Annotated in this window: 16 protein-coding genes and 2 pseudogenes; 8 read left to right on the top strand and 10 right to left on the bottom strand. The window is 63.4% G+C overall.

The window, feature by feature from the left end; genetic code table 11:
- Positions 1–155: 155 nt before the first annotated feature.
- The 3 genes from AC6CHL_RS05540 to sucC all read right to left on the bottom strand — a co-directional run bounded on the left by AC6CHL_RS05540 (position 156) and on the right by sucC (position 4110).
- A complete protein-coding gene (locus tag AC6CHL_RS05540) occupies positions 156–1790 on the bottom strand; it encodes an NAD+ synthase (RefSeq protein ID WP_038686641.1) in 1635 nt (544 codons plus the stop codon).
- Positions 1791–2043: 253 nt separating this feature from the next.
- Positions 2044–2919, bottom strand: coding sequence for a succinate--CoA ligase subunit alpha (gene sucD / locus AC6CHL_RS05545; RefSeq protein WP_038686639.1), 876 nt, complete (start codon positions 2917–2919; stop codon positions 2044–2046).
- 21 nt (positions 2920–2940) lie between these two features.
- A complete protein-coding gene (sucC, locus tag AC6CHL_RS05550) occupies positions 2941–4110 on the bottom strand; it encodes an ADP-forming succinate--CoA ligase subunit beta (protein ID WP_447595343.1) in 1170 nt (389 codons plus the stop codon).
- A gap of 351 nt (positions 4111–4461) precedes the next feature.
- On the opposite strand from sucC, the gene AC6CHL_RS05555 reads away from it, so the two are divergent.
- Together AC6CHL_RS05555 and AC6CHL_RS05560 are read left to right on the top strand one after the other, a co-directional pair.
- Entirely contained in the window at positions 4462–6075 is a 1614-nt protein-coding gene (locus tag AC6CHL_RS05555; protein ID WP_498293700.1) for a sensor histidine kinase, read from the top strand.
- Positions 6076–6163: 88 nt separating this feature from the next.
- The gene (locus AC6CHL_RS05560) at positions 6164–7549 is read left to right on the top strand and encodes a sigma-54-dependent transcriptional regulator (protein ID WP_498293701.1); all 1386 of its coding nucleotides are present in this window, start codon (positions 6164–6166) and stop codon (positions 7547–7549) included.
- A gap of 398 nt (positions 7550–7947) precedes the next feature.
- Here AC6CHL_RS05560 and AC6CHL_RS05565 read toward each other — a convergent pair whose 3' ends face one another.
- Positions 7948–8322: a DUF6869 domain-containing protein gene (locus tag AC6CHL_RS05565; RefSeq protein WP_498293703.1), complete on the bottom strand. Its 375-nt coding sequence runs from the start codon at positions 8320–8322 to the stop codon at positions 7948–7950.
- A 237-nt stretch (positions 8323–8559) separates the two neighbouring features.
- Between AC6CHL_RS05565 and AC6CHL_RS05570 the strand changes: the two are divergent.
- Both AC6CHL_RS05570 and AC6CHL_RS05575 read left to right on the top strand, forming a co-directional pair.
- Positions 8560–8715 (top strand): annotated as a pseudogene (locus tag AC6CHL_RS05570) (helix-turn-helix domain-containing protein); the annotation flags it as partial.
- A gap of 595 nt (positions 8716–9310) precedes the next feature.
- Entirely contained in the window at positions 9311–9865 is a 555-nt protein-coding gene (locus AC6CHL_RS05575; protein WP_498293705.1) for a SymE family type I addiction module toxin, read from the top strand.
- A 25-nt stretch (positions 9866–9890) separates the two neighbouring features.
- Here the strand turns inward: AC6CHL_RS05575 and AC6CHL_RS05580 are convergent, their stop codons facing one another.
- From AC6CHL_RS05580 to pilB, 4 genes and pseudogenes are all read right to left on the bottom strand, one after another.
- The gene (locus tag AC6CHL_RS05580) at positions 9891–10367 is read right to left on the bottom strand and encodes a tetratricopeptide repeat protein (protein WP_313422934.1); all 477 of its coding nucleotides are present in this window, start codon (positions 10365–10367) and stop codon (positions 9891–9893) included.
- Complete coding sequence (locus AC6CHL_RS05585) at positions 10360–14826, bottom strand: RHS repeat-associated core domain-containing protein (protein ID WP_498293707.1); 4467 nt, start codon at positions 14824–14826, stop codon at positions 10360–10362. Before AC6CHL_RS05585 ends, AC6CHL_RS05580 begins: the two co-directional genes overlap by 8 nt.
- 520 nt (positions 14827–15346) lie before the next feature.
- Positions 15347–15730 (bottom strand): annotated as a pseudogene (locus AC6CHL_RS05590) (ABC transporter transmembrane domain-containing protein); the annotation flags it as partial.
- 118 nt (positions 15731–15848) lie between these two features.
- Entirely contained in the window at positions 15849–17576 is a 1728-nt protein-coding gene (gene pilB, locus AC6CHL_RS05595) for a type IV-A pilus assembly ATPase PilB (RefSeq protein WP_498293708.1), read from the bottom strand.
- 155 nt (positions 17577–17731) lie between these two features.
- On the opposite strand from pilB, the gene AC6CHL_RS05600 reads away from it, so the two are divergent.
- The 3 genes from AC6CHL_RS05600 (at position 17732) to AC6CHL_RS05610 (ending at position 21125) form a co-directional block, all read left to right on the top strand.
- On the top strand, positions 17732–18607 hold the full coding sequence (locus AC6CHL_RS05600) for a glycosyltransferase family 2 protein (RefSeq protein WP_498293709.1): 876 nt from the start codon (positions 17732–17734) through the stop codon (positions 18605–18607).
- 98 nt (positions 18608–18705) lie between these two features.
- Positions 18706–19869 (top strand): glycosyltransferase family 4 protein, encoded by a 1164-nt coding sequence (locus tag AC6CHL_RS05605; RefSeq protein WP_498293711.1) that lies wholly within the window; start codon positions 18706–18708, stop codon positions 19867–19869.
- Positions 19866–21125: a lipopolysaccharide biosynthesis protein gene (locus AC6CHL_RS05610; RefSeq protein WP_498293713.1), complete on the top strand. Its 1260-nt coding sequence runs from the start codon at positions 19866–19868 to the stop codon at positions 21123–21125. The genes AC6CHL_RS05605 and AC6CHL_RS05610 overlap by 4 nt, the downstream gene beginning before the upstream one ends.
- On the opposite strand, the gene AC6CHL_RS05615 is transcribed toward AC6CHL_RS05610, so the two are convergent.
- Complete coding sequence (locus tag AC6CHL_RS05615) at positions 21082–22209, bottom strand: glycosyltransferase (protein WP_498293715.1); 1128 nt, start codon at positions 22207–22209, stop codon at positions 21082–21084. The two genes, AC6CHL_RS05610 and AC6CHL_RS05615, sit on opposite strands and share 44 nt — an antisense overlap.
- Complete coding sequence (locus AC6CHL_RS05620) at positions 22206–23057, bottom strand: FkbM family methyltransferase (RefSeq protein WP_498293717.1); 852 nt, start codon at positions 23055–23057, stop codon at positions 22206–22208. The genes AC6CHL_RS05615 and AC6CHL_RS05620 overlap by 4 nt, the downstream gene beginning before the upstream one ends.
- Before the next feature lie 132 nt (positions 23058–23189).
- Here AC6CHL_RS05620 and AC6CHL_RS05625 point away from each other — a divergent pair, with 132 nt between their 5' ends.
- Positions 23190–24302, top strand: a complete 1113-nt coding sequence (locus AC6CHL_RS05625; protein WP_498293719.1) for a glycosyltransferase family 4 protein — start codon at positions 23190–23192, stop codon at positions 24300–24302.
- Positions 24303–24320: the final 18 nt, after the last annotated feature.

Raw genomic sequence — 24320 nt, forward strand, 5'->3', positions numbered from 1 at the left:
GTATTGGGAGCATGCCGACCCACGGTCGGCAGCTACCCGGAGATGGGCGCGCCGACCAACGGTCGGCAGCTACCCGGGACGAGCTTGCCGACCCACGGTCGGCACCTACCCGGGATGGCCGGTAGCGCCCGACCGTTGGTCGGGCCGATCGCCTGTCAGCCCTTGTACCCGTTACTGATCGGGTACCGCCGCTCCCGCCCGAAGGCCCGTCGCGACACTTTCGGCCCGGGCGCTGCCTGGTGGCGCTTCCATTCGCTGGTGCGCACCAGGCGCAGCACGCGGTCCACTACCTCGGCGGCATACCCGGCGGCCACGATCTCCTCGCGCGACTGCTCCTGGTCCACGTAGCGGTACAGGATGCCGTCCAGCACGTCGTAGGCCGGCAGCGAGTCCTGGTCGGTCTGGTTGTCGCGCAGTTCGGCCGAGGGCGGGCGGCTGATCACCGCCGGCGGGATCACCGGCGCCCCACCCACGGTGTTGCGCCACTTGGACAGACCGAACACCTCGGTCTTGTACAGGTCCTTCAGCGGCGCGTAGCCACCGCACATGTCGCCGTAGATGGTGGCGTAGCCAACCGCATACTCGCTCTTGTTGCCGGTGGTCAGCAGCAGCCCGCCGAACTTGTTCGACAGCGCCATCAGGATCACCCCGCGGCTGCGCGACTGCAGGTTCTCTTCGGTCACATCGGCGGCCTGGCCCTCGAACATCGGCCCCAGCGCGGCCATCAGGCCTTCGAACACCGGCTCGATCGAAACGGCTTCCAGCTTCACGCCCAGCGCCCGGCACTGCTCGGCCGCCAGGTCGTTGGACATGCCGGCGGTATAGCGCGACGGCAGGCGCACCGCGGTGACGTTGTCCGCGCCCAGCGCATCGACCGCCATGGCCAGCACCAGGGCCGAATCGATGCCGCCGGACAGGCCCAGCCACACCTTCTTGAAGCCGTTCTTGCGGCAATAGTCCTGGATGCCGCGGGTGACCGCGCGCCAGGCCAGCGCATCCATGCTTTCATCGCCGTCGTCGATCCACTCACGCGGCATGAAGCGGCGCGTGGCGGCGTCGTAGTCCACCACCAGCCACTGGTCGGTGAAGGCGGCGGCGGCCGGATGCACGGTGCCGTCGCCATCGGCCACGACCGAGGCACCATCGAACACCAGCGCGTCCTGGCCGCCCACCACGTTCAGGTAGGCAATGGCCGCCCCGCTCTCGCGGGTACGCTCGGCCAGCAGCGCATCGCGCTGGGCATGCTTTCCCCGCTCGTACGGCGAGGCATTGGGCACCACCACCAGCTGCGCGCCTTCGCGCACGGTATCGGCCAGCGGCTCGGCGAACCACAGGTCTTCGCAGACCAGCACGCCCACCGGCACGCCTTTCAGCTCGAACACGCAGCTGCCGCCGTCCGGGTCCACGTCGAAGTAACGGCGTTCGTCGAACACGGCGTAATTGGGCAGCTCGCGCTTGCGGTAGGTGTGCTCGACCTTGCCATCGCGCAGCACGCTGGCGGCGTTGTACACCACCGAGCCGGTGGCCTGCGGCCAGCCGACCACGGCGGCAATGCCGTGGGTGGCCGCGGCAATGCGCTTGAGTGCCTGCTCGCAGTCGTACAGGAAGCCCGGGCGCAGCAGCAGGTCTTCCGGCGGGTAGCCGCTGATGGCCAGTTCCGGAAACACCACCAGTTCGGCGCCGTACTCATCGCGCGCCTCGGCGATCATGGCGATGATGTTGTCGGTGTTCTGCGCTACGGCGCCTACCGGGAAATCAAACTGCGCCATCGCGATGCGGATCGAAGCCATGAAGGTCCAGCCTGTAGTTGCAATGCGCTCATTGTAGTGCCGGGCTCTGCCCGGCAACCATGCATGCGCTGATCGCATGATCGGGCGGCGGCCAGAACGCAGAAAGGCCGCCCGGAGGCGGCCTTTCTGTTTCGGGTAGCTGACCAACGGTCAGCTCTACCAGGGCGTAGCTGACCAACGGTCAGCTCTACCAAGGATCAGCTGACCAACGGTCAGCTCTACCCACACGTCGGCCGCGGGTGCGGCCGGCGGTTTATTTCACCAGCTTGGCGATGGCGGCGCCCAGGTCGCCCGGCGAACGGACGGTGACAACACCGGCCGCTTCCATGGCGGCGAACTTGCCTTCTGCCGTGCCCTTGCCACCCGAGGCGATCGCACCGGCGTGGCCCATGCGCTTGCCGGCCGGAGCCGACGCACCGGCGATGAAACCGACAACCGGCTTCTTCACGTGGTTCTTGATGTACTCGGCACCGGCTTCTTCAGCGTCGCCGCCGATTTCGCCGACCATGATGATGCCCAGGGTCTGCGGATCTTCGTTGAACAGCTTCAGGCAGTCGACGAAGTTCAGGCCGTTGATCGGGTCACCGCCGATGCCGATGCAGGTGGACTGGCCCAGGCCGACTTCGGTGGTCTGCTTGACCGCTTCATAGGTCAGGGTGCCCGAGCGCGACACGATGCCGATCTTGCCCGGCATGTGGATGTGGCCCGGCATGATGCCGATCTTGCACTCGCCCGGGGTGATGACACCGGGGCAGTTCGGACCGACCAGCACGGTGTCCGGATGGGCACGGGTCAGCACGTTCTTGACGCGCAGCATGTCCAGCACCGGAATGCCTTCAGTGATGCACACGATGACCTTGATGCCGGCAGCCGCAGCTTCCAGGATCGCGTCAGCCGCGTACGGCGGCGGCACGTAGATGACCGAAGCGTTGGCGCCGGTGCTCTGCACGGCGTCGGCAACGGTGTTGAAGACCGGCAGGTCGATGTGGGTGGTGCCGCCCTTGCCGGGGGTCACGCCGCCAACAACCTGGGTGCCGTACTCGATCATCTGAGTGGCGTGGAAGGTACCCTGCTGGCCGGTGAAGCCCTGCACGATCACCTTGGTGTTCTTGTTGATCAAAACTGACATTGGATTTCCTTCGGTGTCGGATCAGGCGGCGGCTTTGACAGCAGCGACGACCTTCTTGGCACCGTCGTTGATGTTGTCGGCCGGGATGATGGCCATGCCGCTGTCACGCAGCAGCTGCTTGCCTTCTTCCACGTTGGTGCCTTCCAGGCGCACCACGACCGGCACCTTGACGCCCACTTCCTTCACGGCGGCGATGATGCCTTCGGCAATCATGTCGCAACGGACGATGCCGCCGAAGATGTTGACGAAGATGCCTTCGACCTTGTCCGAGGACAGGATCAGCTTGAACGCTTCGATGACGCGCTGCTTGTTGGCACCGCCGCCCACGTCCAGGAAGTTCGCCGGCTCGCCGCCGTTGAGCTTGATGACGTCCATGGTGGCCATGGCCAGGCCTGCGCCGTTGACCATGCAGCCGATGTTGCCGTCCATGGTGACGTAGTTGATGTCCAGCTCCGACGCGATCACTTCGGTCGGATCTTCCTGGGTCTTGTCGCGCATGGCGACCAGGGCCTTCTGACGGAACGCGGCGTTGTCGTCGCTGTCGAACTTGCCGTCCAGCGCGTACAGGTTGCCGTCGTCCAGGATGGCCAGCGGGTTGATTTCAACCAGGGCCAGGTCCTTTTCGTTGAACAGGCGGTACAGGTTCACCATGATGCTGGCGAACTGGCCGGCCTGCTTGGCGGTCAGGCCCAGCTTGAAGCCGAAATCACGGCCGTGGTAACCCTGCACGCCTTCAACGAAGTCGACGTTGAGCGAGTGGATCAGCTCGGGGGTTTCAGCGGCAACCTGCTCGATCTCCACGCCGCCTTCCGAAGAAGCGATGTAGGTGATGGTCTTGGTGCCACGGTCAACCAGCACCGACAGGTACAGTTCCTTGACGATTTCGCCGGCGGTGGTCACCAGCACCAGGTTGACCGGCAGCTCGACGCCCGCGGTCTGGTAGGTGGCCATCTTGGTGCCGAGCATCTTGGCCGCAGCGGCCTTCACATCGTCGGTGGTCTTGCAGAACTTGACGCCGCCTGCCTTGCCGCGACCGCCAGCATGGATCTGCGCCTTGACCATCCAGGGGCCCTGGCCCAGCGACTGGGCAGCTTCGACTGCTTCGTCCGGGGTAGCGGCGACCTTGCCGGCCGGGACCGGGATGCCGTACTCGGCAAGCAGTTGTTTTGACTGGTATTCGTGGAAATTCATGCGTCACCGTGGGAATAGGAACGACCGCACGCATCTCCAAGGCTCCCTCACGGGGCACCGGCACGGACCGCGGCGGGCCCACTATTGTGGACGAGCCGGCGCGCAGGCGCAAAGACACGCGCACCGGCGCGCGGGGCCGGGCAGATTTCCACCGGCATTCAGACAGTTGCGGCACGCCCGCGGGGACGCGGCCGGCCCGGCGTCGGCCAAAATGCGCGGCATGGCGCGATTGGCCGGCCCCTTCCCCAGGCGGCGTGCCTATACTGGGCGCTCAACGGACCGGCCCGGGCCGTTGGGAGGCAGCCGAGTATGGCTCGGCTCTACCAGGGCAGCCAGAAGGGGAGTTCCGGCGTGTCACCCAGTGCTTCATTGATCGACCGCATCGAATCGATACCGAAGCGGGAGCTGTACTTTTTCGCCCTGTATCGCCTGCTGATCACCACCGTGATCGCCGCGCTGCTGTTCAGCCCGCTGAGCAGCCTGGTGGGCGAGGCCGACCACCCGCGCCTGGCCGTCTGGGTCAGCGGCATCTACCTGATTCTGGCCCTGCTGATCCTGCTGGTGGGCCGCAGCGAGCGCTGGCTGCGCCGCATCGTGGTGGCGGGCGTGTGCGTGGACATCGTGGCCGCCACCCTGCTCTGCCATGCCCTGCCCGGCGCCAGCGCCGGCATTTCGATGTCGCTGCTGTTCAACATCGCCGCCGCGGCCACCCTGCTGCCGCTCAGCCTGGGCATGGGCCTGGCCCTGACCGCCAGCGCCGCCACCGCCGGCGAATACGTGTGGAAACTGGTGGAAGGCGGCGATCCCACCCGCACCCTGGCCGAGTTGGCCATGTTCATCACCAGCTACCTGGCGCTGGCGTTTGTCAGCTACCAGGTGGGCAACCGCGCGCGTCGCAACCAGCAGCTGGCCAACCAGCGCGGCGACGAAGTGGCCAACCTGTTTGAAATCAACGAGCTGATCATCCGCCGCATGCGTACCGGCGTGCTGGTGGTGGACGGCGCCAACCGCATCACCCTGGCCAACGAAGCGGCCTCCACCCTGATCGGTGACGCCGACGGCAACGGCGGCAGCGGCCGGCTCGAACTGGGCAGCGCCGCCCCGGACCTGAGCCGCCGCCTGCAGCGCTGGCGCAATGGCTGGACCAACGAGGAAACCCCGCTGCAGCTGTCCCCCGACCAGCCCGAGGTCCAGCCACGCTTCGCCCGCCTGCTGGCCGGTAGCGACCTCACCCTGGTGTTTCTGGACGACTCCACCGTGGTCTCGCGGCGTGCCGAGTCCCTGACCCTGTCTGCGATGGGACGCTTTTCGGCCAGCCTGGCCCACGAAATCCGCAACCCGCTGGCGGCGATCAACTACGCCGCCCAGCTGCTGGAAGAATCCACCGCCATCGGCGACACCGACCGCCGCCTGCTGCAGATCATCCACCAGCAGTGCCAGCGCACCAACGGCATCGTCGAAAGCGTGCTCGGCCTGGCCCGGCGCGAACGCGCCAACCCGGAGAACCTGGACCTGGCCGCGTTCGTGCGACGTTTCGTGCTCGAGTACAAACAGGGCATCACCCTGGAGACGGACAGCATCGAGCCGATCATCACCGAAACCTCGGTGCACGCCCTGATCGACCCGCGCCACCTGCACCAGATCCTCACCGTGCTGGTCCACAACGCGCTCAAGTACGGCCGCATCGGCCAGGAACCGGCACGGGTGCGGCTGCGCGTGGCCCGCCAGGAGCGCGCCGCCGTCATCGACGTGATGGACCGCGGCCCGGGCATCCCAGAAACGGTGGCCAGCCAGCTGTTCCGCCCGTTCTTCACCACCTCCGAGCACGGCACCGGGCTGGGTCTGTATATCGCCCGCGAGCTGTGCAAGGCCAACCAGGCCAATCTGGAATACGTGTCGGTGCCGGCCGGTGGCGCGTGCTTCCGGCTGGTCCTGGCCGGCCCGCACACGATGCTGCCGCAATGAACCGTTCACGGCAGGCGGCCCCCTCGCGGGTTGCCGCATGCGTCAAACATTTGTCGGATCCAACTGCCCTCGGCTATCTTTCCCCCATATGAACGACACCCGCAGCGCCCTCGTCGTCGACGACGAACGTGACATCCGCGAACTGCTGGTACTGACCCTGGGCCGCATGGGCCTGCGCATCAGCACCGCCGCCAACCTCGCCGAAGCCCGCGAGTTGCTCGCCAGCAACCCGTACGATCTGTGCATCACCGACATGCGCCTGCCCGACGGCAACGGCATCGAGCTGGTCACCGAGATCGCCCAGCACTACCCGCGCACGCCGGTGGCGATGATCACCGCGTTCGGCAGCATGGACCTGGCCGTGGAGGCCTTGAAGGCCGGCGCCTTCGACTTCGTCAGCAAGCCGGTGGACATCTCGGTGCTGCGCGGACTGGTCAAGCACGCACTGGAGCTCAACAACACCGAGCGCGCCGCACCCGCCGCGCCGCCGTCGGAACAGGCCGCCCGCCTGCTGGGGGATTCGCCGGCGATGGACGTGCTGCGCACCACCATCACCAAGGTCGCGCGCAGCCAGGCCCCGGTCTACATCCTGGGCGAATCGGGCGTGGGCAAGGAACTGGTGGCCCGCACCATCCACGCACAGAGCGCGCGCTCGGCCGGCCCGTTCGTTCCGGTCAATTGCGGCGCGATTCCGTCGGAGCTGATGGAAAGCGAGTTCTTCGGGCACAAGAAGGGCAGCTTCAGCGGTGCCCACGCCGACAAGCCCGGGCTGTTCCAGGCTGCCCATGGCGGCACCCTGTTCCTGGACGAGGTGGCCGAACTGCCACTGCAGATGCAGGTCAAGCTGCTGCGCGCCATCCAGGAAAAGTCGATCCGCCCGGTCGGTGCCGCCACCGAAGTACCCGTGGACGTGCGCATCCTGTCGGCCACGCACAAGGACCTGGGTGAACTCGTCGAGGACGGCCGCTTCCGCCACGACCTGTACTACCGCATCAACGTGATCGAACTGCGCGTGCCGCCGCTGCGCGAGCGCCGCAGCGACCTGCCGCAACTGGCCGCCTCCATCCTGGCGCGGCTGGCCCGCACCCACGAACGCCCCACCCCGCTGCTGGCGCCGTCGGCCATCGACGCGCTGGCGCAGTACCACTTCCCGGGCAACGTGCGCGAGCTGGAGAACATCCTGGAACGCGCCCTGGCCCTGGCCGAATCGGACAGCATCGGCGCCAGTGACCTGCGCCTGCCCCAGCACGCCACGCCGCGCCACGGTGCCGGCCCGGCGCCGATGCACGAAGAAGCCGTGGTCGACCTGCCCGCCGGCAATGGTGCCCTGCCCTCCTACATCGAACAGATGGAGCGCACCGCCATCCAGAAGGCGCTGGAAGAGAACCGCTGGAACAAGACCCGCACTGCGGCGCAGCTGGGGATTACGTTCCGCGCGTTGCGGTACAAGCTGAAAAAGTTGGGGATGGATTGAATCCTGGCCAGGATTGACCGTAGAGCCATGCCCTGCGTGGCTGCCACGTAACAACGCAACACCCAATATCCAACGGGCGCCAACCGCACCCGCATCGCCCGGCATTGCGTTGGACACGCATGGCGTGTCGCTACCCATCACGTGCACGTAGCCACCCGCGTAGAGACACGCCATGCGTGTCCAACGCAATACTCGGCCAACATGACGCCAACGTCCCAACAAAACGGCACCGCCGTCGCACTGTCTGCCAAACCCGAGCCGCTCGCGACACGATGATGGCAACGCCTACTAAACCCCGAACAACCAACAGACACAAGCGATTAGCCATCGATCGCATCACCGTTGCTCAACGCATAACGTTTTTCCATCGCAAGTTCAACAGAACTGAATTCGCGCGCTCACCGTCTCTCGGTTAGAGACGTCAGCCCTTGTGCGACTTCCGGCGACAGTGCATCGCGCCACACATGGGCCAAGACAGCAAAAAAGGCCTTCTTCTCCGACATGTACGACTCAATTGCGTTCAATGCAAATTGGCCATGCAAGCTCAACAGCGTTTCCACAGGGCCAGCCCCCAGATTTTCCAGCACCCAAGGGTCGGAGCTCAATTCAAATATCTCGACAACCAATCCCCATGCCTGTTCAGGATCCTCAATACACATCATATTGAGCTGAATGGCAGACCATTGGGAATCGCTTTTTAGAGCGGAACCATCAGTGGCGCTCTGCAAGGCAACCCAAGCACTTGCCAAAGCATGGCGGTTAAAAAATTCCATCAAAAACTACCTCGGTGCAGGCTGAGTCGGGACTGGCTTCGTTGCCCACTCCCAAGCGTCGGAAGGATAATCTTTGCAGTTCATCGCGTCTGCCACCTCAAGGTACCCGCGAAGATTCACCTGCCAAGATCGGAACTGTTGCTGGTGCCCCGCCCATGACATCTTTCCGGTTGGCCGAGTAGTGAACAGGTCCATGCCATCCTGGCGCATATCCCAATACCTTTTCTTCACGACTGCAATGGCGCCCTGCCCTCCTACATCGAACAGATGGAGCGCACTGCCATCCAGAAGGCGCTGGAAGAGAACCGCTGGAACAAGACGCGGACGGCGGCGCAGTTGGGGATTACGTTCCGGGCGTTGCGGTACAAGTTGAAAAAGCTGGGGATGGATTAAGCGGCCACGTAACAACACAACACCCTCAATCCAACGGCCACCAACCGGACCGGCGTCACCCGGCATTGCGATGGACACGCATGGCGTGCCGCTACCGGTCACCTGCTCGCCTGACATTTACGACGGACACGCATGGCGTGTCTCTACCGGTCACGCGCACGCCTGACACTACGACGGACACGCACGGCGTGTCGCTACCGGTCACGTGCACGTATCCAGCCACGTAGAGACACGCCATGCGTGTCTAACGTAGCGTCCGGCAAACATGACGCCAACGCCACAAAAAAACGGCACCGCCGTCGCACTGCCTGCCAAACCCAAGCCAGTCGCGACACGGCATGGACAACGCCTACCAAACCCCGCACAACCAACAGACACAAGCGATTAGCCATTGATAGCATCACCGCGCATGGTGGGCAACGGAGCTTCGAAACTCCAAGGACTAGCAAAATTATGGTCGTCCCATGTCGGGAGGGTGGCTAATACAAGACCCCTCATCCGGGGAAATACGCCCGCCGTACGCTAGTCCACGGTTTCGAACCTCCCGGCTCCCTTGCCCTACCGGCAAGGGAGATTTCCCCCATGGAGGCTTCCCATGCGCTCGGCACGCGACACCGCACTCTTCCCCGAAATCCACCTTCCGACTTCCGCACGGCCGCGCCACTACACAGTCCGCGCGCACACATACGCATGGATGGACACCTTCGGCGGCGGCACTGCGCCCTGCCTGTCGGTACACGGCCACTGGCTGGAGAACGCAGGCTTCAAGGTTGGCGCAAGCGTAAGCGTTGAAGCAACTGTCGGCCAACTGCTCATCACTCTGGTTGAGTTCCCCGATTCAACAGAACCGCGTCATTCCAGCGCGTTTGAGAGACATATTGCCAAGCTTGCCCGCGCGAAGCCTGGCGACCACGTAGAGCACGACCATCCCGGCTGGCTGGTACGCGAAAAAATCCTCGCCCCCATGGGCGCCTCGACGTTGGATTTCGCCCACGCCATCGGCGTGTCGCAGGACTTCGCCGAATGCTTCCTCGCCGGCGACCACGACGTGGACCCGGACCTCGCTCAACGCTTGGGGCCGTTCTGCCACACCTCGCAGCGCCTGTGGCTGGAGCTACAGCATAAGCATCGATCAGTGACGTGGAGCTGAGCACAAGCCGAATCTCAGCACGCTTCTAGCTGTTGCCATGGTTAATTTGCAGAAATTCCTTCGCAGTTTCATTCCCCGCGTCAGCGGCAGCGTGAATCAAACGCATCGCTTCCACACCATCCTTGGCAACGCCAACCCCATGTAGCAACGCTAGTCCATATTCATACTGGGCTGGAGGGTATCCTTGACTTGAACCAGCGGCGAAGCACTTCGCGGCTAGCTCTAAATCCAACGGCCCCAAGTCTCCAAACAAATAATACATACCGCGAGTGAACTGCGCCGGGGCATATCCCAACTCCGCAGCCTCACCAACAAGGCTGAGATGGCGTGCGTTGTATGCCTCTTCATCCTCCTCCGGCAGGCTCGACATAGACCACAAATACAACCCTTCTGCGTCTCTGGACCTTACCAGGGGAGCAAGTAGCAAGTTCACGCCATCCCAGTCATCCGCCATTAGCAGACGGTCATACTCAACAGTCACTTCAGTTGGCAGACTAACCATGCGGGGTCACCTTGTCACCCTTCGGTGACCTACAGCGGCATTGGATGTGATGTGTGGAACGCGCGCCGAGCTTCTCTTTGGCATCTTTCTCAGCCATGCGCTTTGCTTCCATCAGTGTTAGGCCCACACCATAGCCAAAAGCATACTCCTTATCGTCAATTGAACAGTTCCCCTCACTTCTTCCGTCCCGATTGGCCCTGCATATACATGTGTAGTAACCCTTCTTTCGATCAGGATAAGGGACGGCACGTCCGCTGCTTTCAGACCACAAGCTCCTTAAGGCCAAGCCGCCGAAAGTCTGACCAAAGCCATTGGGGTCTAGCCATCCAGATGGCCGAGACAGTTCAAGCGCGAGACCAATAGCTTGACCGATCGGAGCATTCTCCGGACCGCCGGATCCTGAGTACCCGTTGCCATCGCTGGAGTAGCGCTCATTGTAATAATCGTAGCCCCCAACCGGGCCAGGAGTAGGGATGGGGATTGACCTAGCTCGTTGCAAACCAGTTGGGTCGGCGGATCCAGCTGGATCCCCCTCGACGTAGCTGTAGGTCGATTCACCACCCGCCAAACCGATAGGATCGCTTTGCGCGTAGCGCCCACTGCCCGGCTCATAGTCCCTGAAGTAGTTGTAGCTCAGGCCTGAAGACGAATCCATGCGCTGCCCCGGGAAACGAAGATCAAAGGACTGCTGGATTCCATCCTGATCAGGATCCTCAGCTGGCATGCCAGACCCAAATGCCTCACCAAGCAGGCTCCAGCGCCACACCGCTACATCGCGCTGAGGATCGACCACTGCGCGCGGCGAACCCAAGTGATCTGACTCGATGTAGAGCAGCTTGCCCGCTTGAATCAGTCCTACGGGTTGAGACCCCAACCACACGACCTGCTGGGCCGGGGTACCGGTCGCACCGTAGCTGCCCAACCACTCGCCACCCTCACCATGCAGGTGCAGCGTCTTGTCAGTACCCACCTGCTGCAGAACACGCTGCCCTGCCGCGTTGTGGCGGTAAATGGCCTGCGCGGAGCCTGCTCGGGTCGCACTACCAAGCCGGCCAGCCAGGTCATAGGCATACTGCCACTCGCCGCCGATCGTCAGCGTGTTGCCCATCGCGTCGTACGTGCGGTCAACACCATCCACAGACATCAGCCGGTGGCTATCAGCCGGGTAAACGTAGGGCTGTACCCCGGCCGAGTTGCCAAACGACAACCGGTTGCCCGTGGCGTCGTAGGTGTACTGCTCGATGGCCACGCCGTTCTGCGAGTCTCGGAACGCGATCAGGCGGCCCAGTGTGTCGTAATCCAAGTTCGCGCCCTGCCCCTGCGGCCCACCATCGGTAAGCGAGGTGATGTTGCCCAACGGATCGAACCCGAAGGCGACATTCAATCCGTCGCGCGCATCGTTGATTGTCTTCGGGCGGTAGTCCAGATCGTAGCTGCGTTCCAGACGACGGCCATTGCCGAAGGTCCAGGACTGTTCCGGACCGAAGGGAAGCATCTTTACGCCTTGGAGAAGCACCGCACGGCTTCCACCGATGGGGGTGACACCCACACTGCTGACCTGCCCCTGCGCGTCGTAGCTGTAATCGACCAGACTGCCATCCGGGTACGTCATCGACTGCGGACGTCCCGAAGCATCGTAGGCGTACCGCAGCGTCAGCGCCTGGCCCTCCACCACCTGCACACGACGGACCAGGTCCCCCATCGCACTGTAGCAGTAGTCGGTCCGGCCGCTGGGATCGATCATGCTGGCAAGCCGCCCCACCCCTGCACGCTCACCGACCGGGCATTGAGCCGACGGCTGGTCGTAGACATAGTGGATGTCGGCTGCGGAATCGGCATAGCGCACAGCGGTTGCACGGCCCAAGGCGTCGTACTCGTACTGTGCCGTCACACCTCGCGCGTCGGCTCGCGTCAGCGCATTGCCCGCGCTGTCATACGTAAACGACGTAATCCCTGTGTCCGGGCTGGTCTGGCTGAGTACCTGTCCGAACACATCTCGCTCATAGTTGGTCTTCAACCCCTTGGGGTCGGTGATCTCGGTCAGGTTGTCGAGTGCGTCGTACTTGAATTGGTTCTCTGCGGCAATTCCGCCCACGTCCCGACGGGATCGCTCGACGCGATTAAGATGGTCATAGGTGTATTCGGTGACCCGGCCCAGCGCGTCGATGACCGAAGCGGTGTTGCCGTTTTTGTCGTAGACAAAGTCGGTGGGGTTGTCGGCGGCATCCGCCTGGGTGGTCAACTCGCCACGGGAATTGTAGATACGGCTCAAAGTACGGGTGAGCGTACCTGCGGCGTCGCGGGTATTTTCGCCAACGCGGTTGCCTGCATCGTCCAGAACGTACTGGATCTTATTGCCTGCACTGTCGGCAACCTCGACCAGTCGATGCGCGGCGTCGTAGCTATAGCTAACGTACGAACCATCCGGTTGGATCGACCGCTTGGTCAGCCCAGTGGGCCAGTATTCGGTTCGGGTCACGCGGTCCGGAGCACCACCGGAACCGTGCACGCGCGTCGCGGTCAACCAGCCGCGGGGATGGTATTCGAAGCTGGTGACCAGCCCGTTGCTGTCCTTCTGCGAGGCGAGCCGGCCCGCACCATCGTAGCTCAGGTTCTCAACTGTGTGACCGGCCGGATTCATAGCCTTCCACAAGTCACCCTTGCGGTAAGAGCACTCGCCACCTGCCACAGCACATCCCGGAGCGTCGCTGATGTAGTACCCCAACGAGTGAATCTCCGACACATTCTGCCTGGGCCCAACAGTTGTCATCAGTTGGCCGACGATGGCGCACGTGCCGGCCGCGACGCCTGCCGCATCACAGTAGCGGTGCTTTATCTGCCGGGTACCGCCAGTTTGGGGATCTATCTCGTTCCGCAGCACCGGCCGACCGGCTTCATCGTAGGTAGTAGTGCTCTCGATCAGGAGCTGATTGGTGTCGCTGTAGGTGGCCGAACGGACCTGCAACCCGTACTGCGCGTCCCACTCGTTGACCGCCGTACGCAGCACACCGCCAGACGGTGTCTTCTCCACCTTCCGCAGCAACAGCCCACGGGAGTCGTACTCGGTCTCGGCAAGCTCGCCAAGGAACCCAACCTGAGTATCCACGTATCCATTGGCATCGTAAGTTTTGGACTTCGCGTTGATGCCACAGAGCGGCCAGCGCTGATCGACGTCTGCCAGCTTCACGACACCATCGATGTTGGTGAACCGGTAGGTGTTCTGCGACCCCAGCGGATTGGTGATAGTGGTTGAGCCATCTGCGTTGAATTGCAAGGTTATGCGGTCAATTGGCGAGGCAGTGCCACCATGCGCACTACTGACCGCGCGACCCGCACCGTCATAGCTCCACGTAGCGTAGCGGCTTCCCGACTCGTCGATGATGCCGGTCAATGCGTTAGGCCAACGCCGGTCTTCGTAAAGATAGCTGCGGGTCGTCTCCGATGGCGTGCCTGCTGCATAGGTGACCGAGGCGAGACGCTCGCCGTCATAGGTGTAGTTGGTTCGATAGCCCGCTGGGTCGGTCAGGCTCTCCAGCGACCCCAAGTTGTAAGTGAAAGTTATCGCCCGGCCATTGGCATCTTTCAGCTGGGAAATCTGCCCAGTCGGGCCACGAAAAACACTCAGAGCAGTGATGCCATCCGCGACAACCGCCTCCCACTGGCCGTCGGCGTCATACCTCTCGATACTGCCCCCCACCACATACAGGTCCCAGCCTCCAGGCCGGCCGGTTGCGGTGACGCGTCGCTTCAACGTCAAACCGGAGCCTTTCGATATGACCCGAGGCTCGCTGGCGGTGACATCGAATCGAATAGTGTCACCGTTGGGGCGCTGCGCCAGCACCTCAGCCACACCTGTCTGATCACTGCTGTACACGTACTGCAGCGACCTAGTGAGGTTTGAGTTCCAACCTGCTCCGTGCGGCAGCGTCCTCAGATTGGTGCTTGAGTACCGGCGCTCGAACTTCAGGTACTCACCTGCGTGCGCATCCAGCTCCAGCTGAACCTTGCGGCCCAGTGCCGAGTGGATGGGGTTGGATCCATTACCGCCGGCCGGGCAGATTTCATTATTGCGGGAGCTCGCGATCCAATCGGGGTCTGGTTCGGGCCTTTGCGCACCACTGTACTGAACAGAGTGGTAGTACCTGTCGTAGGCTGCGGATTGGTCGTAGCGAAAGCAGAAATATCGTTTAGAGAACGTCCCGCCATTGCTGCTGCCTGGCGGCGGTGCTGCGTGTTCAACTGTGGTGCGGAGGTACTTCGTATTGTCCGACGCACCACCAACCGCAAGATGGCACAGGCGATCGCTTCCGTCCGGAAGTGTCTGAATCAGATCTGCGGCTTCAGACTCTCTGTCGCAGACGTAGCCGTAGCCGTTGTGGGTCAGATACCGAAGTTCGCACTTTGCGTGCAGTTGGAACGACGCCAGCATGAGCAGTAAGAGGCTCGTGATCCGTGACACGCCAGACTCCTTGGCAGATGTGCAGTATTTTCATTCAGGGCCGCAGATCGCATTCCGCCGCGCCCACCCCGGTGGCGATACTAACCGAGCCGAGCCACCCGGCGCACTGACAGGCGACTCTTTTCCGCAGCGCACGCCACCCACTGTCTCATTGCACTCGCTTCGCCCAATTGAGATGCAGGCGGGTAATTCATCGATTGTCGAAAGTCGCTTTCAGCCCATTAAGGACAGCACAACTGCGAATGGTACAGCTCAGTGCCCGCGCAGCGACTCGGTGGCTTGCTGCTCCAGCGGGCTGAGCAGGCAATCGATGACCACGCCTTTGCCGGTCTTGATGTTGGCACTCAAGCTAATGACCGCGCCGAGCTACACCTGCGCGTCGTCTGCTCGATCTGCTCTTCGGCCGTGCGCGGGCCATCGAGGGTCTGTTGGTGTAATTCAATCACCAGAACGCGTAGCGCGTCGTCGATCACCACCATCTTCGCGCCCCAGACAGGCTCGCCGCGCTGCCTAGCGCCTACACCAGCTGCACACCCTGCTGGGCCCTGGTTGCCACTTTGGCAGCGCCAAGCCTGGCGCTCACGTCCGCGGCCAGCAGGTTGTCCCAACCGCCACAGCCTTGACCGTGCCTATGCCGCTGATGGTTTCGACCATGAACGACCGGCTGTCGGCGCCGCGCACGATCCTGTCGTTCAGGCGCTTGCGCAATACCGGGGTGGTGCTCATCGAGATCAATGCGTTTACGGGCAACGAGAGCACCACGATCGATGTCAGCAAGCCGCTGTAGAAGAACGTCACGACCAGAGGCACGGCGGTCAAGAACAGGTGTCAGCGCCTGCCCTGTCGGCAGATTGCGGATGCTCTACAACTCGCGCGCCCACGCAATGATGTCACCCACACGTCGATCGCTCTACCACCCATAAACTCGAGGCAGCAAATTGTGCTGAATCAGGGTAGTACCACCCGATCCACACCGGGTGGTGCAGTCTGCGGAAGCCCCTGCAGCCTCAGATCTTCGCCGATCAATCCTTGGTAACGCGGTTGATCTCAGCCAGGCTGGTCGTACCCGCCGCCGCCTTGACCAGCGCCGACTGCCGCAGGTCATTCACCCCGGCGCGCTGCGCGGCCTCGGCAATCTGGATGGCGTTGCCACCGGCCAGCACGATCACCGAGATTTCCTCACTCATCGGCATCACCTGGTAAATACCGGTACGGCCCTTGTAGCCCTCGGTGCACTCCTCGCACCCCACCGGCTCGAACAGGCGGATGCCTGCATCGATCTGTGCCTGGGTGAAGCCTTCGGCCAGCAACGCATGCGCCGGCAGCTCGATCGGCCGCTTGCAGTTGCTGCACAGCCGCCGGGCCAGACGCTGGGCGATCACCAGCGTGACCGAACTGGTGATGTTGAACGGTGCGATGCCCATGTTCATCAGGCGCGCGATGGTCTGCGGCGCATCGTTGGTATGCAGCGTGGACAGCACCATGTGGCCGGTCTGTGCGGCCTTGATCGCGATCTCGGCGGTTTCCAGGTCGCGGATTTCGCCGACCATGATGATGTCCGGATCCTGGCGCAGGAACGAACGCAGCGCCGCGGCGAAGGTCATGCCGCGCTTGTTGTTCTGCTGCACCTGGTTGACACCGGGCAGGCGGATTTCGACCGGGTCTTCGGCGGTGGAGATGTTGCGCGTTTCATCGTTGAGGATGCCCAGCGCGGTATACAGCGACACCGTCTTGCCCGAGCCGGTCGGACCGGTCACCAGCACCATGCCATACGGCTTGTGGATGGCCTCCAGGAACAGCCGTTGCTGTTCAGGCTCGTAGCCCAGCTTGTCGATGCCCAGCTTGGCGGCGCTGCCGTCCAGGATACGCAGCACGATTTTCTCGCCGAACAGCGTGGGCAACGTGCTGACGCGGAAGTCGATCTGGCGGGTCTTGGACAGGTTGAGCTTGATGCGCCCATCCTGCGGCACCCGCTTTTCGGCGATATCCAGCTGCGACATCACCTTCAGGCGCGCGGCGATGCGCTGGTTGAGCTTGACCGGGGCCTTGGCCACGTTCTTGAGCAGGCCGTCGATGCGGAAGCGCACGCGGTAGTCGTCTTCGTACGGCTCGAAGTGGATGTCCGAGGCGCCCTTGCGAATGGCGTCGACCAGCACCTTGTTGACGAACTTCACCACCGGGGTGTCGTCGCCCTTGGCATCATGGCCGGTGTCGCTGGAGCCGCCGTCCTCGTCCCCGCCGGACACATCCAGATCGCCCATGCCCTCGTCGTCACCACCGAGGCTGCCCCCCAGGGTGTCGTGCTTGGACTGCCACTGCTCCAGCGTGCGCTTGATCTGTTCCTCGTCGACCAGGATCGGCTCGACCACCAGGTTGGTGTGGAACTTGATCTCGTCCAGCGAGTGGGTGGGGTCGCTCGTGCCGATAAACAGCTTGCCGCCACGCTTAAAGAGTGGCAGCACACGGTGCTTGCGCAGCAGCTCCTCGCTAACCAGGCTGATCGCATTCTGGGCGCTGTCGAACACCGACACGTCCAGCAGCGGCATGCCGAACTCCAGCGCATTGGCGGCGGCCAGTTGCGCGGCAGTCACCAGCTTTTTATCGGCGAAATACTGCGGCAACGGCTGCTTGGCCAAGGTGGCCTTAGCCATCGCATCGCGCGCGGTGGCTTCGTCAAGCGCGCCATCTTGGACCAGGCGGCGGGCGATGCCGGTGATCCCGACGAGATTGGCAGTAAGCACGGCGTTCATTGGATGCAGGCTCCCCATGTCATAGGCGGAAGATTACTGCATTGTGGGAAGGGGCGGGGTCGTACCGGCGCCCCGATCATGCGTTTTGGCCCGCTCGGCGCCCCTGCCGACGGGGCGGCAGGGTAACATTGGCGCGGGGAAATCGGGGAAACAATGTGAATAGCATTAGCATCATCCTGCCCGCCAAGAACGAAGCAGAAGGCCTGCTCCGTACCTTGCCGGCATTGCGCCAGCTATATCCGCAGGCCGAGTTGATCGTCGTCGATGACGGTTCAACCGACACTACCGCCGAGATCGGCCGCACCCATGGCGCTACGGTACTGTCCAGCCCGTACTCCATGGGCAACGGCGCGGCGATCAAGCGCGGCGCCCGCGCCGCCAGCGGCGAGATCCTGGTATTCATGGACGCCGACGGCCAGCATGACCCGGCCCACATCCAAACCCTGCTGGGCAAGCTTGCCGAGGGCTATGACATGGTCGTGGGTGCGCGCGACAGCAGCGGCCAGGCCAGCGTCCACCGCGGCCTGGCCAACCGCTTCTACAACTGGCTGGCCAGCCGCATGACCGGGTTCAGGATCCTGGATCTTACCTCCGGGTTCCGCGCCGCTCGGGCGCGACGGTTCCGCGAGTTCCTGCACCTGCTGCCCAACGGCTTCAGCTACCCCACCACCAGCACCATGGCCTTCTTCCGCAGCGCCTACCCGGTCGCCTACGTACCGATCCCGGTGGCCAAGCGGGTGGGCAACGGCAGCCACATCCGCCCGATCAAGGACGGCATCCGCTTCCTGCTCATCATCTTCAAGATCGCCACCCTGTATTCGCCGCTGAAGCTGTTCGCGCCGATCGCCGCAGGCTTCTTCGCCCTGGGCCTGGGCTATTACGGCTACACCTTCGCCACCATGCACCGCTTCACCAACATGAGCACCCTGCTGTTCAGCGCCTCGGTGATCATCTTCCTGATCGGCCTGATCTCCGAGCAGATCACCGGGCTGACCTACCTGGCAGCGCGGGACGGGCGGGACGCGGAGTGAGTGGGACGGTCCCCGCCAGCCGTGCACATCGGCGGTCGCGGCTGCTGGTGCTGGCGTCGACTTATCCGCGCTGGCCAGGGGACCCGGAGCCGGGTTTCGTGCACGAACTGAGCAGACGCCTGGTGGCCGGGTTCGATGTCACGGTGCTTTGCCCGCATGCCGATGGCGCCCTGCGTCGAGAACGGATGGATGGGGTGGCCATCATCCGTTACCGCTATGCGCCGGCGCGCTGGGAGCGGCTGGTCAACGACGGTGGCATCGTCGGCAACCTGCGTCATCGTCCGTGGACCGCACTGCTGCTGCCCGGCTTCCTGCTCATTCAGCTATTGTCCCTGCGCCGCCTGCTCCGGACAGTCCAACCGGACGTCATTCACGCACACTGGATACTCCCCCAGGCCTTGATGGTGGCGCTACTGCGGATGGTTGGCGTGCGTACGCCACCGACACTGGTGACTTCTCACGGCGCGGACCTTTTCGCATTGCGCGGTCGGTTGCCCACGTGGCTGAAGCGACTGACCATGCGCCGGATGCAGGCCGGTACGGTGGTCAGCAGCGCGATGCGCGAGCCGATGCTGGCCCTCGGCGCAGACCCGGCGTCGCTGGCAGTGGCCCCCATGGGCGTCGACCTGCAGCAGCGCTTTACGCCCGATGCGCAGACGCAGCGCGCTGGGCAACAACTGCTCTTTGTCGGGCGCTTGGTGGAGAAGAAGGGACTGACACACCTGCTCAATGCGATGCCGCTTGTCCTTCAACGTCATCCCCATACGATGCTCAGCATCGTCGGCTTCGGCCCTGAGCTGGCGTCCTGCCAGCAGCAGGTCGTGAGGCTCGGGCTACAAGCGCACATACGTTTTCTCGGCGCTCTGTCGCAGGATGCACTGCCTGATCTCTACCGGCGCAGCAGCATGCTGATTACGCCCTTCGTGCAGGCGCGCTCGGGTGACCAGGAGGGGTTGGGGCTGGTAATGGTCGAGGCGCTCGGCTGCGGCTGCCCGGTCGTGACCACCCGGCTGCCTGCCATCCGCGAGTTGCAAGAAGGTCATTGGCCCCCGTATCTGGCCGAGCCCGGAGACGCAAGTTCGCTGGGGGCACAGATCAACGCCCTACTGGACAACCCGTCGACTGGTCAAGCGTGGGTGGAGCAGCTTCGCCCTTCGTTGGTGCGGCGTTTCGATCATGCCGCAGTCGCGGCCGGGTATTCGGCGCGGTTGGAGGCGCTGGTTGCGGCGGCGCACACGCAGCTGAACCCGCCCCCCACATGAAGTGGCGCCTGCCCATTGGATCGCTGGCTCGCACATCGCTGCAGGTAATGGTGTGGCAGGGCGTGCGCCTGGTGTGCCTGGCGGCGTGGATAGTGGTGGCCGCACGCGGACTGGGCGCACAGAATTACGGCATCTTCTCGGGCATTGCGGGCACCGCCTCGGCGCTAGCCGGCCTGGTCGGGCTGGGCAGCGGCATGCTGATGTATCAGTACAGTGCGTCGGATCCCTCACGGTTCTCGCCGTACTGGAAGCAGACTTTGGTGCTGTGTGCGCTCACGTCGCTGCCATTGGCGGTGCTGCTTTTCCCCTCGGTATTGGGCAACGCATCGATCTCGTTGACCGGCATCGCCCTCATAGCCGCATCGGAAATCCTCGCCTTCCCCTACGTCACCAGTGCCGCCTTCGCGTTTGCGGCGCATGAGCGCATGGGGTGGGCGGCCGCACTACCGGCCGCTAGCGCATTGCTGCGCCTGATCGCGATCCTCGTCTTCAGCGTGCTCCCAATGCAGCGAGACTTGGACCATTACCTGTTCCTTCACCTGCTGGCGTCGCTGGGCGGTGCCGTGTTCGCATTGCTGGCAGTGAAGCGAGTGCTGGCACCGCAGCCGCAGCGCTGGCAGATTCGGCCTGGTGATCTGCGGCATGGTGCCGGCCACGCGGTTAGTTGGACCTCCATGACCGCGGTGACTACCTTTGACAAGTCATTGGTACTGCGCGCGGGTGGGGATACCATCGCGGGCCTGTACACCGTCTGCTACCGGATCGCTGCGGTGGCCGCCATGCCACTGGACGCGATGGTGATGTCGGCGATGCCGCGCCTGTTCCGGGCAGACCAGGCGCCGGCACGCCATCATCGCCTGGTGCTGACCATGGCTGCAGCTGCTGCCACCTACACCGGTATTGTCGCGGCCCTGCTGTGGTGGGGAGCCGGCATTCTGCCTTACCTGGTGGGGCCTGACTTCGCCCCCGCCGTGCCCGCTCTGCGCTGGATGGGGCTTTTCGTCCTCGGCTACAGCCTGCGCCAAATCGGTTGCCATGTTCTGGTGGGACGCGGCTTCAAGCTGCGCAAGACACTCATCGAAGCCGTCGGACTTCTCGCCATGTCACTGTTGAGCGCGTGGCTGATTCCACGATACGGGCTGACCGGTGCCATCTGGATGGTGATTTACGCGGAAACAGGCATGGCTTTGGCCACTTGGATAACGCTGTGGCTCAGCGGCGGGAAGGCCGTGCCGCACGCCGCCGTGCCGCCGTGAATACACCTTCGTAAGCCTCTACGGCGCGCTCTATCGAAAATTCAGCTGCACGGGTCAGCAGCGCTTCCCGCTCTACCCTGATTGAGCCGTTGAGGCTACGCTCAACTGCAGCCGCCAGTGCTGTCGCATCATTGACGTTGACCAGTTGCCCGAACTGCCCGTGCTCGAGAATTTCGGCCGGGCCGCTGGGGCAATCGGTCGCCACCACCTGCGTTGCGCACTGCATCGCCTCCACCAGCACGTTGCCAAAGCCTTCGTAGTCCGAGGGTAGCGCCAGCACATCGCTGTTCGCAATCCACGGCAGCACGTCCCGCACGGCCCCCATCAACCGGCAATCGTTTTCCACAGCGGCGTCCTGGCGCCACTGCTCGATCTGCGCGGCAAGCGGGCCTGCGCCCAGGACAAGCAGGCGGATGGGCCTGGTCGCCCTGATCTTTAGGAATGCCGCGAACAGCAGATCCAGTCGCTTCTCCGGCGCCAGTCGCCCTGCGAACACGAGCACTGGAACATCATCGCGCGGGAACGGCCACGCTTCAGGCAAAGGTAGATCGGGCGCGCCACTATCAGCAGCCGACACGATCGGGTTGTGGATCACCTCGATTGGTACGCCGTCCAGGCTGAGTTCGAGGCGCATGTCCGCCGCAACTGCAGCCGACACGGCCACGATCGCATCCGCCGACGGCAATAGGCGTGCCATCGCCCAACGTATGCAGGCCAGCTTCAATCGGCGCACGCCCCCCGCTGCCAAGCGCGGCCCGGAGATGGCCAGGTGCTGGGTGACGACCACCGCCGCATCCGTACCCAGCCAGCGGCGCCACAGCAGTAGCCAGACGGCGACATCGTTGGAAGTCGTCACGATGACGGAGGGACGGTTTTTCCTAATCCACCCGGGAAGTCGCCACAGGAACTCCCATGCGCCGAGTGGCGCGATGCAGCGGACCTCGTCTACGCTGGAGGCCGGGACCAACAGGCGACCAGCGACGATCTGCACCGCGTGTCCACGCTCCGCCAGCCCACGGGCAAGGTTGAACTGGACACGCTCGAGACCACCGGCGTCCACCCGACTCAGCAGCAGAGCGATCATGCGCCCATCAACTGCGCCAGAATTGTCCGGTCCGCGACGCATATGACGTCCTGATAGTCGCCCAGGGCGTCCGCACTTATGGGCACCAAACGTCCGTGCGCCTCAAGTCGGAGGAATCGATATCCCAGCGGAACCAGCACATCGAGGATGTCCCGCCCCCGGTAGCCGGCGATCTGCGCCGAGCGCTCATTCACTTCTACCGCGATCACGGGAGAGAAGTTCGCGATTGTCTGAAGCGCGCCTTTCAGGCAGGCAAGTTCGCCGCCTTCGATATCGACCTTCATGAAATCCAGCCGCTTCAGTTGAAGCAGGGCGGCCAGGTTATCAAGGGCTTCGATTTTGACTCGACCCAACACCCGATGCGAGGCGGGATCGCCGTGAAGGCTTCCAAGACCGCGATGAGACTCATCCAGATCGTGCTGTCCACAGGAATCGTAGATATCGAACTCTCCTGTGACCTCCGCAAGTCCCTGACGCCGTACGCTGACCACCTGCTGCAGCCCGTTGCCGCCAATGTTGCGCTCCAGCTCATCGGCGATTGTGTTGACCGGCTCGAATGCGATGACTCGCCCCGCAGCTCCAACGCGATTGGCGCAGACCAGACTGACTTCACCGATATTGGCCCCTACATCCACTACCACCATCCCGGGCGCAAGAAAGCGATTCAACAGGGCGACCAGACGCAGGTTGTAATATCCCATCCAGAAGATGCGCCGCTGCATATGCTCGGCCAAGTCCAGATGAAGGGCGAGATTGCCGTCAAAATCATTCACCCGCACGACAGCATGCGAACGCCGAAACATGCGCCGCATGAGGGTCTGGAAAAGATGGAAACGCTCGCTGGACAACGCGTTTGCGAGTTTCCTCAGTCGTAGCAATGGCTGCAAATCCTGTCTCCCAGATCGTGTCACACTGTAATTGGCCACCCGGGCCGCGGCACCCTGCCCCCCCCTACCGCTGCGCTGGCACAGAACGCATCGATGAATATACTCGTCCTATGCAAACGCCAATACACCGCGCGCGACCTGCTGTCTGATCAGTACGGCCGTCTGTATGAAATCCCCGACGGCATGGCCCGGCTCGGTCACCGCGTGCATGGCCTAGCTTCCAGTTATCGCCCGCGGCGGGACCTGCAGCGACATGTCAGCGGAGCGGGCGTGGCATGGCGATCGGCCAATGCCGTGCCATGGGGGCCTTTCCACCCCACCCGCGCCTTGGCTGAAGCGGTTGCGGATTGCCAGCCTGACGTCCTATGGGCCAGTTCCGACGCGTTCCATGCCATTTGGGCGGTCGAGGTTGGGCGCGCCCTGCGCATACCGGTCGTGATCGACCTCTACGACAACTACGAGCATTTCGGGCTGACCCGGCTTCCGGGCATCTCACGGCGATACAGGGCAGCCTGCCGGGCCGCGGCGGGGTTGACACTTGTGAGCCATTCTCTCGCACGCCATGTCCAGCAGAATTATCCAACCTCTGGACCTTGCGCCATCGTGGGCAACGGCGTGAACAGCGCGGTGTTCCATTCGCTCGATCGAATCGACTGCCGGCGTGCGCTCGGTCTCCCCGCAGATGCAACGATCATCGGCTGTGCCGGTGCAATCCAGGCCGACAGGGGCATCGAAGATCTGTTCGATGCATTCGAAATCCTCGCCCAAACGAATCCCACCCTCCACCTGGCGTTCGCCGGACCGCGCGATGCCACGCCTTCCCGATACAAGCACCCCCGCATCATCGACCTGGGCATCCTGGACTGGCGGCAGGTTCCCTTGCTCGTCAATGCGCTGGATGTTGCGGTCATCTGCAACCGGGACTCCAGCTTCGGTCGCTATTGCTTCCCGCTGAAGCTGAGCGAAGCACTCGCCTGTGGCGTGCCGGTGGTGGCCGCCGGGGTGGGTGACGTCAACGAGATGCTGAGCGCGGCTTCGCAACGCTACCAACCAGGGGACGCGAGCGATCTGGCGCTGAAACTGCGACATCAGCTTTTTGAACCAACGATCGCGCAGGCTGCACCGACCGCTGCACGCGATTGGCAGGCACTGGCAGGGGATACGGCGGCTCTACTGGCGACGTGTCTTCAACGCCCCCCGCGATGAAGGGGAGGGAATCAGCGA

This window comes from Stenotrophomonas sp. GQ19 (genome assembly GCF_059758695.1).